Here is an 11,817-nt window from a genome sequence, read left to right on the forward strand (position 1 = left end):
CCGGCGGACCGCGCACCCGCCCCCCCGCCGGAACCGCAGGACAAGATAGACCGTGCCGTCCGGCCTTTCGTCAAGACCATAGACAATAATGGCGGCCCGATTCGGGAAAACGAACGCCGGCCGGTGACGGGCGGCGTTCGTTTTCACGAATCGGTCCGTCATTATTGTCGATGGTCTTGACGAAAGGCAGGTCGGCATTGTCGATCTTGGCCTGCGGTTCCGGCGGGGAGGCGGGTTGCCGGTCCCGTTGCGGTGCCGGCCTTTCTGCGGGAACATCCCGCAACTGTTCCGCCTGCTCCGTTTTTGCATGCGGTTGGGAGAGAACTTGTGGGGAGGCGGTCTGTGCAGGGGTGGAAACTTCTTTTGCCGTCTGTTCCGCGCCGGATAATTGGCGCAGGTTTTCGACGGCTTCATTGATTGCTGAAATACAGGCGTCCGTCAGTTTGCTGTCTTCCGCGTCCTGATCCAGCGGCAAGTCCAGCGAGCGTCCGTCGGCAATGGTTTTTCTAGAAATATGATCCATTTTATATCTGTCCCCTCGGTGATCTCACGGTGTTTGCGGTTCGGCCGTGACGGGACGCGGTTATCGCCCCGCCAGCCAAATCTACGCGGTCACCGCCTGCATGACGTCGGCCGAATGCCCGTTCGACCATGACAGGTCGTGACCGGCATTGATGACGCCATTGGATTCGTTTTCGATGGTGGCGGGATCGTCGTGAAGAAAGGCGATGACCTCGTTCGCGAGTTGGCCTTGCTGGGGTTGCGACGTGTCGTTTTCGATGATGCCGCCCTGTATCAGTATGGCATCGGAATAAACGCCGCCGGCGACATAGGTGGTGGAGCCGAAGCTGTCGTAGTCGACGATCTGCGCCAGATTGACCACGGCGTTGCTGCCGGTATCGATATGAATGGTGGCGCCCTCGTTATTTTCGAGAACCTTGGCGGCGGCCTGCGTCACATCGTCGGAATCGCCGAGCACGCTTACCTGTTTGATGATGCTGACATCGTAGAGATTGCCGGTGATATAGAGGACGTTCAGGCCCTCATAGCCGGCGAAATTGACGTCATGGGCAAGCGCATCCGGCATGTTGGGATCGCGCTCGTTGATGGCATTCACCGTCTGGTTCATATAGTCCGGCATGGTTTCGAAACGGTCGTTGCTGCCGACATTGTGAATGGCGGCGTCGTTCCAAAGCAGGTTGTTGCCGGACTGGATGGTGGCGCCTTCCGGCGCATCGGGATTGGCGCGTGCCCAGTCATTGTCGTAGAGCACGGCGATCTGGCTGATGATGTTCATGTCCAGCACATTGCCGCCGACGATGATCAGGTCGTATTGCATGCCGATGCCGAGGAAATTCGCAATGTTGAGCGCGGCGTTGCCGCCTGTCAGCAGGCTGACGGTTGCGCCCGAGGTCGTTATCGTCATCGTGTCGTTGTCGCTGACGAACTGGTATTGCTCGATCCAGTGGACGAAGGAAACGTCGCCTTCCAGCACGCTGACGCGCCAGGCGGTGGGAAATATCGGCGGTTCGCCGTTTTCCTGGCTGCTGTTTTCCGTGTTTTCCGCGCCCGGATAGACGCTGCGCTCGAAGCTGGCGATATTGAAGGCTACCGTTGACGCCTGATCTTCCGACCGTGTGAAAACGGAGTCGATCTCGTCCCGGTCGCTATAGATATAGGCCTGGGTGATCGCGTCGATCTGATGATAGTCGCCCATGACGGCGGTTACCGACGTCATGACGCCGGTATTGACCAGCGTGGCGATGTTGGCGACCACATTGGCGCCTGCGGCGACATCGAGGCTGTTGCCGGCAGGGCTGTCCTCATGCAGCGAAACATCGCTCTTTTCCGGCTCTTCCGCCGGCTTGGCGATGCCGCGATCGGGCATGTAGTCGTCGAGCATTGGCTTTTCGCTGGCTATCGAGCCATTGATGTAAAGCCCGTCGATGTCATTGCCGGCCAAAACGAAATCCTGATCCGCACCGGTGCCGAGCGACGTCACGTCGTTTTCGCGGGCATGGTCGATATAGTCGTGCACGGATTTGGCGAGCGCCTGCAGGGCGTCGTAGCTGTCGGTGCGCTGGAAACCGGCAAAAGGTGTGAAGACGGACGCTTCATTGTAGAACTCGACGGCGCGCTCTGTGGCGAAGCTGGTGTCGCGCCACACAAAAGGGCCGTCCGTCATGTTCAGATAGTCGTCGTCCTGAAGAATATTGACCTGCGCCACATGCGCGATGACCGAACCGGGACCGGTGTGAACCACCAGTTCATATTCCTCCTCAAAGGAAAGACGGCCGGGAAAACGGAAATTGACGCCGGAAATATCGACAGGGATGGCATCTGCGAGCCGCTGCATGTCGTGTTCGACCATGCGCGCGAAATGTGGCTGCAGATAATCGAAATCATAATAGCCGGCGCGGTAGTTGACACCGGGATCATATTCCTTGAGCGCAACGTCATAGTTCTTGTCGAGCAGCTTTGCTGCTTCGTCGTCCGGCAAACGGTCCGGATTGGAATGCGCCGGGCCTTCGGTATAGTTGGCTCTCAGACGCGCTTCCTCGATCACCGTGTCGAACAGGCCGATGAAATGCGCAATCATGTCCGAAATCTTGTCGATGTGCATTGGAGGTCCCTCCCTGATCATCGCGGCAGAGCCTTAAGGCTGCGGATGGCACACGTCCTGGAGGCGGTGCTTCGTTTTACGCAACCCCGGTCCTTCAACCGCGAACTGCACCGGCGGGTGCCGGTGCAGCTCTTTTCGTCAAGAGGTGGTTATCAGGAGTGATCCTCACCGACATCAGACACATTCGAGTTACCGCCTGTGATCGTGACATCAACTGCGTTGGAGAGCATGTTGGCGCCCTGCACCAGTTCCAGATGGAAGCCGGAATTTGCAAGGATTGCCGATGCATCCGCAGTGCTGGTACCTGCTGCGTCGTCGCCGGCCTTGAGATCCCATCCCTTGCCGTCGATGCCCTCGGCGCCATAGGCGTCACCGGCATTGGCGCTCAGGTGGTTTTCCGCACCGCCATTCTGCATCTTGATGTCGTAGGCCTCATCCTGGTCTGCCAGGTGGTTGGCCTGCACCATGCTGAAGCCGGTGTCGTTACCATCGCCGTTGAGCGAGCCGTTGAGGATATTGTCGACATCGAGAGTGAACGAGAAGTCGTCACCCAGATTGAAGGTGAGGTCTCCGCCGGCGATGCCGAGATTGCCGACATCCTTGACGCCCGTGATGTTGCCGAAGTCGTCATCCGACTTGTAGAAACTGTCCGCGGAGTTGAAGCTGTCGGAGGTCGTCGTGGTCTTGGTGGAGGTGTCGTTGTCGGAATAGTTGGACGTCTTTGTGTCCGTATCCGTGATCGTTTTTACATTGGTGTCGTTGTCGCTGTACGACTTGCTTTCATAGCTCCAGTCGTAGTCGACCTTGATATCGGTGTTGGTTTCGGTGCTGGTCTTGGTGGTCGTGTCGTTGTCGCTATAGGACTTGCTGTCATAGCTCCAGTCATAGTCGTTGTCGCGATTGTCACCGTTATTGGCTTCAACATCGATCTTGGCGTCAACATCCACATTGGTGCTGTTGTCGCTGTTGTCGTTGTTGCGGTTTTCACCGTTTGCGGTGCCGACGTTGCTGTCTTCCACCTTGGCGTCATTGGTAGACGTGTTGGCGAAACCATCGGAAAGCGCGCCGATCTTGGTGATGTCGTCGTCGCTGCCGGATGCCTTGTGATCGTAACCCATTTCGATTTCCTCCGAAAAAGCTCGGAGCAGCTTTCGAAATCCCTCTCATCTCAAACGGGATTTTTTCGCGCTTGCCCCGGGTAGCATGAAGATTGATGTTTTGCAGATGCACTCGGTACGCATCATCTGCGGTTCGGTAGTGGCCCGTAATCGGGCTCTTTTCGTTCAGCCCTTGTGCGCTACTCGGTAAAACGGCGCACAAATCCGTTCCTCGCTCCATAAGGAGAGCGCGGTGGCTTCGTCTTTTCGCTTGCATGTTTTCTTGAAAAGGGACCGGCGTTTTTCAAACACACGTCAAGGCCGGAGGTGTCTTTCCATCGGCCGCCGTTCAGCGACGGTCAGACTGTGCCGTAGAAAAACTGCGCTTCCTAGATATCAATTCGGGTTAAACATATCGGCGCTTTACCCGAATATATATGTCGCAGGGGGTTCTCCGGCGGGTCGTTTCGCCGATCTGGCCTCAAAAAAATGCCGCTTCGTCAGGGCAAGGCGGCTTTTTCGAGAAACATGGTTTATTTCGGTGGAAAAAGCCCTTTATCCCGAAAAGGAACAGGCTGCAGCGCGCCTCGCCGGCGAGCTATGTAAAGGGATATCAACTAAAAGTTATATTTTCCCGGAAGGCAAAACCACAGCGAAAGCTTTTCCGATGTGTTTGTTTTTGCAGCGGTTACAGAATGAATGATTCTATCTCGGCGTAACCTATTTTGTATGTCAATTGTAAAAAATAACCCGTTTGGGCCATTTATTTACACAGCTTTTCGTATTAGCGTGTGTTAATTAACGGGTAATTAATGATAGTTGACATGGCCTAAAGCGGAGAATCGCCCCCAAGTATTCAGGGGAAAGATAGCCGGCGGACGACAGACTGCACAACCAAAAGAAAGTAATGCGTAAGCGCTTGAGGGAGGCGTCAATGTTCATGGGAACGTCAGATTATGCGGCAAAACAAAAAAACGCCGTTGCTCCTATAAATGGAACTTTATTGGTCATAGCGGATCCGGACCTGTTTTCCGAGTGCCTCATGGAGGCGCTGGGCAAAAAGTTCCCCACATTCGCGGTGGTGAGCGTAAGGTCGTCGGCGGGCATCGAGGACGACTACGGTAACAATGTACGGCTGGTTTTGCCTTACAGGATGTCGGGGGACCGTCTTCATGCCGTTCTTTCGGAGGTTCGGGAAAAACATCCCGATGCGCCGATCGCGCTCGTCGTCGAAACCATCGATAAATTCGAGGAGCCGCTGAAAAGGCTGGTGGGAATGCGCGTCATCGATGGCGTGCTGCCGCTCAATCTCAGGCTCGATGTTTTCATGGCGGCTGTCGATCTGCTCATGAAGGGCGGGGAACATTTTCCTGCCGCTCTTCTCGGCAAGCTCACGCCCTATTCGCCTTCGGTCAACAGCAAGAGCGTTCAAAGCGATGCCGTGATCGCCAACCGCGCCGATGCCCTTGCCGCAAGCAGGGGCGACGTGGCGGCGCTGACGACACGCGAGGTGCAAATCCTCGACCTGCTTTGCAAGGGAACGCAAAACAAGATCATCGCTGATCGGCTGCATCTGTCCGAGAACACCGTCAAGGTTCACGTTCGCAATATCTATAAGAAAATGAACGTGCGCAACCGCACGGAAGCGGCGTCGCGCTTCTTCAACAAAGATGAAGACACGACGTTCTCCGGCGGCTGGAAGAACTGAGCGTCAGGGCGGCTAGGGCCGTCCGGACGCCAGTTCCCTCCGGTATTTCTCCAGGAGGCTCAGGGCCTCAGGAAGCAGCGGGATTTCTGCCCGAATCCGCTCGGTGAGCAGATGTAGGGAGAGGAGCCCGAGTAAGACTGCCGAGATACCGCGGGTGCGCCCGAGGCATCGGCAACAAGCGTAACGGCCGCGTTGCCGGGTTTTTGATAACCGTAGGACGCCTTCGCCGGAACGACGCTGCTTTTGGTCGTGGCGGTATTGGCCGACGCGGTCTTGATGAGAACGGCGTCTTCAACCACGGAGCATGAAGCCGTCGCGAAGGTGAAAGTTACAAGTGCTGCGGCAACAAGCGCGAAGCGACAATGGCGGGCTGCTTTGCCGCTATGGGAATAAGGCATTTCATTCGTCATGTGTGTCCCCTGAAATCGACTGTCTGTCGCATCTCGCCGGGCGGTTTTGTTCCCGGTGGACCGAGCCTTACAAAACCAGGATAGCCCCGACTGGTTGAGCGAAGCTTGCGCTAATGCTCAATAAGAAAGGCATAATAGAGGCATAGTTAAAAAGTATTAAATCAAGGGGCTATTTTGGGTAATCAATTGTAATATTTTGATAAAATGAAGTTGACCTGTTTTCTTCTGCGCCTATCATGAAAGTTGAAATTTATCTGACCGAAATATTAAACCTCCAGAAGAAGTAAAAACCGGAGGATGATATTCAGGATATCGTACAATCGGGAGTTTGATCCAGTTTAGATGAATCAGCTGCGCTGATTCCTCATGGGGAGGAGTGTGTAATGCGTAATTTCGTTCCCAACGAACACGACAACGGCGTCACCATCTACTCCGAATGGAGACCTGGCCAACGCGTTCTCGTCAATGGCGGCGCCGGTTTTCTCGGTTCCCATCTTTGCGAACGCCTGTTGAGCTGCGGCCACGAGGTGATCTGTCTCGACGATCTTTCGACCGGACGCACCGCGAATGTGGCGCATTTGCGGGACAATAAGCGGTTTTTGCTGGTCGAGCACGATGTGCGCAAACCGTATGACATCGATGTCTCGCTGATCTTCAACTTCGCTTCGCCGGCTTCACCGCCCGACTATCAGCGCGATCCGGTCGGCACGCTGCTCACCAATGTCCTTGGTGCGGTCAATGTGCTGGAAGTGGCGCGCAGATGTGGTGCAACCGTCGTGCAGTCGTCGACATCGGAAGTCTATGGCGATCCGCACGTCAATCCGCAGCCGGAAACCTATTTCGGCAATGTAAATACAATCGGGCCGCGAGCTTGTTACGATGAAGGGAAGCGCAGCGCCGAAACGCTGTTTTTCGATTATCACCGTAGTTTCGGTGTCGATATCAAGGTGGGACGCATCTTCAACACCTATGGGCCGCGCATGCGACCCGATGACGGGCGTGTGGTTTCGAACTTCATCGTCCAGGCGCTGAAGGGCACCGACATCACCATTTACGGCGATGGCAGCCAGACCCGTTCCTTCTGCTATGTCGATGACCTGATCGACGGTTTCCTGCGCTTTTCGACCAAGCCGAAGGATTGCACCGGGCCGATCAATCTCGGCAACCCGAGCGAAATTCCGGTGCGGCAGCTCGCCGATATCGTCGTCCGCATGACGGGTTCCCGTTCGCGCATCGTGCATCTGCCCGCCGCGATCGACGATCCGCAGCAGCGTCGCCCCGATATTTCGCGGGCAAAGGAACTGTTGAGATGGCAGCCGCGCGTGCCGCTCGAAATCGGCCTGGAAAAAACCATCGTCTATTTCGATGCATTGCTGGCCGGCAAGGCTGTGGCGGAGGCCGTATGAGATGCCCCGCACAATCCTCGTCACGGGCGGGGCCGGATTCATAGGCAGCCACATCTGCAAGGCGCTGGCCCAATCCGGCTTCAAGCCTATCGCTTACGATAATCTCTCGACGGGTCACGCGGATTCGGTTCGCTGGGGTCCCTTCATCGAGGGCGACATTCTGGATCGTGGCCTTTTGAAAGCCTCGCTCAAGGAGTTCTCGCCGGCCTTCGTCATCCATTGCGCCGCCAATGCCTATGTCGGTGAGTCCGTCGAGGATCCACGCAAATATTACCGCAACAATGTCGGCGGCAGTCTCGCGTTGCTGGATGCCTGTCTCGACCAGAATATCGGCGGGCTGGTGTTTTCTTCAAGCTGCGCCACCTATGGCGTGCCGCCGCAATTGCCCATCCGTGAGGAAACGGCTCAAATGCCGGTCAATCCTTACGGGCGCACGAAGCTGATCTTCGAAATGGCGCTGGAGGATTATGCCGCTGCCTACGGTCTGCGTTTCGTGGCGCTGCGTTATTTCAATGCCGCCGGGGCCGACCCGGACGGTGAGCTTTACGAGCGCCATGAACCTGAAACCCATCTGATCCCGCGGGCACTGATGGCGGCTGCCGCAAGGCTTCCGCAACTGGATGTCTTCGGGGCGGATTACGACACCAGCGACGGCACCTGCATTCGCGATTATATCCATGTCAGCGATCTGGCCGATGCCCATGTGGCTGCCGTCAATTATCTTGCCGAGGGCGGAGAGACGCTGCGCGTCAATCTCGGTTCCGGTCACGGTACATCGGTCGGCGATATCATCCGGGCGATCCATCGCGTAACGGGGCAGGAAGTTCCGGTGCATTTCGGCGCAAGGCGCGCCGGAGATCCGCCAGCCCTGTTTGCGGATATCAAACGTGCGGAAGAAACGCTCGGTTTTACCCCGAAGCGTTCGGATATCGACACCATCATCCGGACGGCAGGTCCCGGTTTCGGACTGGAGGTGCGGTCATGAAAGCCCATTCCACCCCTTCCGTTCCATCGGCCCGTGCGGTTGCAGTCGTCAGTGATTTGCGGATGCTGCCGGTCTTTGCCGGCTGGAACCGCACGGCCTATCTTCTCGGCATTGGCGGCTGGCTGGTGACGCTCGCCTATTTCTGGATCTGGTGGCTCGATCGCGATCGTGTCATCGACTGGCCCTATTATACCGTCGTGACGATAACGCTCGCGTGGATCACGCTTCTGCCATCCTATTTCATCTTCATCTTTCTGAACGCGAAGGTTGTCGACCGGCGCTCCCCTCTGCCACGGGGCAGGGTGGCGATGGTCGTCACCAAGGCGCCGTCGGAACCTTTCGCGGTGGTGCAGAAGACGCTGCTGGCCATGCTCGAACAGAAGGGCCTGGAATTCGATGTCTGGCTCGCGGATGAGGCTCCGGATGCGGAAACGCTGAAATGGTGTGGCGCGCACGGCGTTTTCGTTTCCACCCGACAGGGCGTTGCGGAGTATCATCGCAAGACCTGGCCGCGGCGCACACGCTGCAAGGAAGGCAATCTCGCTTATTTCTACGATCACTACGGTTACGAGCGTTATGATTTCGTCGCCCAGTTCGATGCGGATCACGTGCCGGAACCGGATTATCTGCGCGAGATCATCCGTCCCTTTGCCGATCCGAAGGTTGGATATGTTTCGGCCCCGAGCATCTGCGACGCCAATGCCGGTGAAAGCTGGGCCGCGCGCGGCAGGCTTTTTGCCGAGGCGAGCCTGCATGGCGCGCTGCAACTGGGTTACAATAATGGCTGGGCGCCTCTCTGCATCGGTTCTCATTATGCCGTGCGCACGAAAGCCCTGCGGGAGGTCGGCGGCCTTGGGCCGGAGCTTGCCGAGGATCATTCCACCACGCTTTTGATGAATGCCGGCGGCTGGCGCGGCGTTCACGCCGTCAACGCCATCGCCCATGGCGACGGGCCGGTGACCTTTGCCGATCTCATCGTGCAGGAATTCCAGTGGTCGCGCAGCCTGATGACCATTCTGCTGCAATATTCAAGGCACTATGTGCCGAAGCTGCCGCCGCGGCTGAAGTTCCAGTTCCTGTTTTCGCAGCTCTGGTATCCGCTGTTTTCCGGCTTCATGGCGCTGATGTTCGTGCTTCCCGCCGTTGCGTTGATGCGCGGCGATGTGCTGGTCAACGCATCCTATCCGGCGTTCCTGGCGCATTTCCTGCCGGTTTCGCTGATCATGATCGTGTTTGCCTTTTTCTGGCGGGCCACGGGCGCGTTCCGTCCGCATGATGCGAAGCTCTTCAGCTGGGAGGTCATGGTATTTCTGTTCCTGCGCTGGCCCTGGTCGCTGATGGGCGTGCTGGCGGCGATACGCGACACGATCCGTGGCGATTTCGTCGATTTCCGCATCACTCCCAAGGGCACGCAGGCAAAACCGCCGCTGCCGCTGAGGGTCGTGGCACCCTACATTCTTCTGGCGGCGCTCAGCCTCTTGGCCATGGTTCTGGCGCCGCGGGAAAACGGGGCGGAGGGCTTCTTCGTCTTCGCCGCCATCAATGTGGCGATCTACGCGGGCCTTTCGGTGTTTCTGCTCATCCGCCATGCGATGGAAAACGGCTTGCCAAAGCTGCCGGCATTGCGCGGGGGAGCGACTGCCGCCGCCTGCTCATTGCTGCTGGTGGCGGGCAGTGCCGTACAGCTCAGCTCCCATGCGATCGGCGGGCTGGAGGCCCTGTCGCACGGGCAGCCCTATGTCAGTTTTACCGAAACGCGGTTCACGGTCGCCGGTGCGGGCGTGGAAGGTGCGAGATCGGTGCGTCTGAAACTGCGCATTACCGTACCGGGACTGCGCAGGCCGCAGGAAATGCAGGCGGAACCCATCGTGGCGCCGCCGCCGGCGGTGGCGATCGGAGAGATCATGCTGGCCGACAATAGGGTCGGACAATGAAGGAGGAGGCTGTGATGAAAACAACAATAAGCAAATGCGGATTCTCCGCTTTCGTACTCTGTCTTGCGGTGGTCGTGCCAAGCGCGGTCCACGCTGCAGGCGGCACGAAGACGCCGAAACCGCTCAGAACCAGCGAAGTCGTGGACATGTACTTCGACAAGACCTGGAAATGGGAAACGGGCGGTGGACGCTTCATCGCCCAAGACCGAAAATTCATCGCCGCAACGGAAGAAAAGGGCAAGAAGTCCATCGGAGAAGGCCGCTGGACCGTCGATGCCAACGGCACCCTGTGCATGCGCGCCACCTGGAAAAGCGCGGCAGGAAACGGCAAGGCCGATACCTGCTTCGACCACGGTCGCATTGGCAAGGTGCTCTACCAGCGCAAGCAGGGCGGGCCATGGTACGTGTTCCGGCACAACCCGCCACGCCCTGGCGATGAATTCCTCAAGCTCGTCCGCAAGGACGATGTCACGCCGCAGATCGCCGCTTACGACAAGGCGATGACGGCAACAAGGTAGGGAGTAAGGTGTCATGCAGATAACAAGAAGAAAACTTCTGTTCGCAGGTGGTGCCGCCGCAGCCTTTACCGCCGGCATGTATCCGGTGCTCAAGCTCGACGCACAGGGTGTCGCCCCCATGACGTCGACGGGCATGAAGACACTTGCCGACAAAAGACCGACATTGCATGCGGACGGCATCCGTTTCGGTGCCTACGATCCGCACGGCGATTTCACGGCCCAGACCGGGGTGGCGACGGAACATCTGTTCCTGCCCTGGGAGGACGTGGATCTCGACAGTCTCGCACTTGCGGATGCCTACGCTCTGGAGCGCAAGCGCAACGTGCTGATCACCGTAGAACCCTGGTCCTGGGACGTTAACTGGCGGCTCACCTCCGACGAGTTGCGCCGCAAGGTGATGAGAGGCGACTATGACCAGAACATGCAGGCGATCGCCGCACGCATGTCGGCGATGAAAAGTCCGCTGATCCTGCGCTGGGGACAGGAAATGGAAGACACGTCCGGCCGCTTCTCGTGGTCGGGCTGGAACCCGCGTGATTACATCACGGCGTATAAACGCATGGTGGATATGACCCGCAAGGCGGTTCCCAGTGTCAAGGTGATGTGGTCACCGAAAGGTCTGGACGGTCTGCAGGCCTACTACCCAGGTGACAGCTACGCCGATCTGGTGGGCCTCTCGGTTTTCGGTCTCGAGGAGTACGACAAGATCGAATATGGCGGACCGAAGACCTTCACTGATCTGCTGCGCAAGGGCTATGGACTTGTCGAAACCTTCAACAAGCCGGTCTGGGTTGCCGAACTGGGTTATGAAGGCGGCGATTCCTATGTTCGTCCGTGGATGAATGATGTGACGCTGAAACAGGCGGATTTTCCGAAGCTGGAAGAGGTCGTCTATTTTAACGACAAGGATGTTCACCCCTGGCCGCACAATCTCGGCAGACCGGACTGGCGCGTCGTGCGCCCGGCCAAGGTCTGATCTACGCCGAAAACCGGCGAGCGGCGATGCCGCTCGTCCGTCCGGTGGCCCGATACTAGTTGGCCGTCGCCAGCACAGCCTCTGCCTCATATATGGCGCAGACGATGTGATAAAACGTGCTTGCCGGCGCCGGTTCGTCGAGCATCGGCCTGTCGGCCGG

At 57.7% G+C, this 11,817-nt stretch carries 10 protein-coding genes and 1 pseudogene; 7 read left to right on the forward strand and 4 right to left on the reverse strand.

The window, feature by feature from the left end; translation table 11 throughout:
- Nucleotides 1-115 precede the first annotated feature (115 nt).
- From RAC79_RS25285 to RAC79_RS25295, 3 genes and pseudogenes are all read right to left on the reverse strand, one after another.
- A pseudogene (locus RAC79_RS25285) lies at nt 116-523 on the reverse strand (type I secretion system permease/ATPase); the annotation flags it as partial.
- A gap of 81 nt (nt 524-604) precedes the next feature.
- Nucleotides 605-2,623 carry a hypothetical protein gene (locus RAC79_RS25290; protein WP_374997679.1) on the reverse strand — a complete coding sequence of 673 codons (2,019 nt, stop codon included), beginning with the start codon at nt 2,621-2,623 and terminating at the stop codon, nt 605-607.
- A gap of 152 nt (nt 2,624-2,775) precedes the next feature.
- A complete protein-coding gene (locus RAC79_RS25295; RefSeq protein WP_065656283.1) occupies nt 2,776-3,741 on the reverse strand; it encodes a fibrinogen-binding protein in 966 nt (321 codons plus the stop codon).
- Between the two features lie 232 nt (nt 3,742-3,973).
- Here RAC79_RS25295 and RAC79_RS25300 point away from each other — a divergent pair, with 232 nt between their 5' ends.
- Both RAC79_RS25300 and RAC79_RS25305 read left to right on the forward strand, forming a co-directional pair.
- Nucleotides 3,974-4,423, forward strand: a complete 450-nt coding sequence (locus RAC79_RS25300) for a hypothetical protein (RefSeq protein ID WP_174039893.1) — start codon at nt 3,974-3,976, stop codon at nt 4,421-4,423.
- Between the two features lie 231 nt (nt 4,424-4,654).
- A complete protein-coding gene (locus tag RAC79_RS25305) occupies nt 4,655-5,428 on the forward strand; it encodes a helix-turn-helix transcriptional regulator (protein WP_078052541.1) in 774 nt (257 codons plus the stop codon).
- A gap of 59 nt (nt 5,429-5,487) precedes the next feature.
- Here RAC79_RS25305 and RAC79_RS25310 read toward each other — a convergent pair whose 3' ends face one another.
- Nucleotides 5,488-5,838, reverse strand: a complete 351-nt coding sequence (locus RAC79_RS25310; RefSeq protein ID WP_065656281.1) for a hypothetical protein — start codon at nt 5,836-5,838, stop codon at nt 5,488-5,490.
- A 383-nt stretch (nt 5,839-6,221) separates the two neighbouring features.
- Here RAC79_RS25310 and RAC79_RS25315 point away from each other — a divergent pair, with 383 nt between their 5' ends.
- The 5 genes from RAC79_RS25315 to RAC79_RS25335 are packed head-to-tail and all read left to right on the forward strand — an operon-like array spanning nt 6,222 to nt 11,657.
- Entirely contained in the window at nt 6,222-7,244 is a 1,023-nt protein-coding gene (locus RAC79_RS25315) for a UDP-glucuronic acid decarboxylase family protein (RefSeq protein ID WP_174039892.1), read from the forward strand.
- Between the two features lies 1 nt (nt 7,245).
- Nucleotides 7,246-8,229, forward strand: coding sequence for a UDP-glucose 4-epimerase GalE (galE, locus tag RAC79_RS25320; protein ID WP_078052543.1), 984 nt, complete (start codon nt 7,246-7,248; stop codon nt 8,227-8,229).
- Complete coding sequence (locus RAC79_RS25325; RefSeq protein WP_174039891.1) at nt 8,226-10,163, forward strand: glycosyltransferase family 2 protein; 1,938 nt, start codon at nt 8,226-8,228, stop codon at nt 10,161-10,163. The genes galE and RAC79_RS25325 overlap by 4 nt, the downstream gene beginning before the upstream one ends.
- A 14-nt stretch (nt 10,164-10,177) precedes the next feature.
- On the forward strand, nt 10,178-10,681 hold the full coding sequence (locus RAC79_RS25330; protein WP_003523821.1) for a DUF995 domain-containing protein: 504 nt from the start codon (nt 10,178-10,180) through the stop codon (nt 10,679-10,681).
- Nucleotides 10,682-10,694: 13 nt separating this feature from the next.
- Nucleotides 10,695-11,657 (forward strand): glycoside hydrolase family 26 protein, encoded by a 963-nt coding sequence (locus tag RAC79_RS25335; RefSeq protein ID WP_065656277.1) that lies wholly within the window; start codon nt 10,695-10,697, stop codon nt 11,655-11,657.
- The last annotated feature ends 160 nt before the right edge of the window (nt 11,658-11,817 follow it).

The sequence above is a fragment of the Agrobacterium sp. LR_9 genome, from assembly GCF_041954855.1.
GTDB lineage: Bacteria > Pseudomonadota > Alphaproteobacteria > Rhizobiales > Rhizobiaceae > Agrobacterium > Agrobacterium leguminum.

What these genes read in the sequence shown, in the direction of transcription:
- RAC79_RS25295 (WP_065656283.1), bottom strand. Translation starts at nt 3,741, where the DNA reads ATGGGTTACGATCACAAGGCATCCGGCAGCGACGACGACATCACCAAG.
- RAC79_RS25335 (WP_065656277.1), top strand. Translation starts at nt 10,695, where the DNA reads ATGCAGATAACAAGAAGAAAACTTCTGTTCGCAGGTGGTGCCGCCGCA.
- RAC79_RS25315 (WP_174039892.1), top strand. Translation starts at nt 6,222, where the DNA reads ATGCGTAATTTCGTTCCCAACGAACACGACAACGGCGTCACCATCTAC.
- RAC79_RS25310 (WP_065656281.1), bottom strand. Translation starts at nt 5,838, where the DNA reads ATGACGAATGAAATGCCTTATTCCCATAGCGGCAAAGCAGCCCGCCAT.
- RAC79_RS25290 (WP_374997679.1), bottom strand. Translation starts at nt 2,623, where the DNA reads ATGCACATCGACAAGATTTCGGACATGATTGCGCATTTCATCGGCCTG.
- galE (WP_078052543.1), top strand. Translation starts at nt 7,246, where the DNA reads ATGCCCCGCACAATCCTCGTCACGGGCGGGGCCGGATTCATAGGCAGC.
- RAC79_RS25330 (WP_003523821.1), top strand. Translation starts at nt 10,178, where the DNA reads ATGAAAACAACAATAAGCAAATGCGGATTCTCCGCTTTCGTACTCTGT.
- RAC79_RS25305 (WP_078052541.1), top strand. Translation starts at nt 4,655, where the DNA reads ATGTTCATGGGAACGTCAGATTATGCGGCAAAACAAAAAAACGCCGTT.
- RAC79_RS25325 (WP_174039891.1), top strand. Translation starts at nt 8,226, where the DNA reads ATGAAAGCCCATTCCACCCCTTCCGTTCCATCGGCCCGTGCGGTTGCA.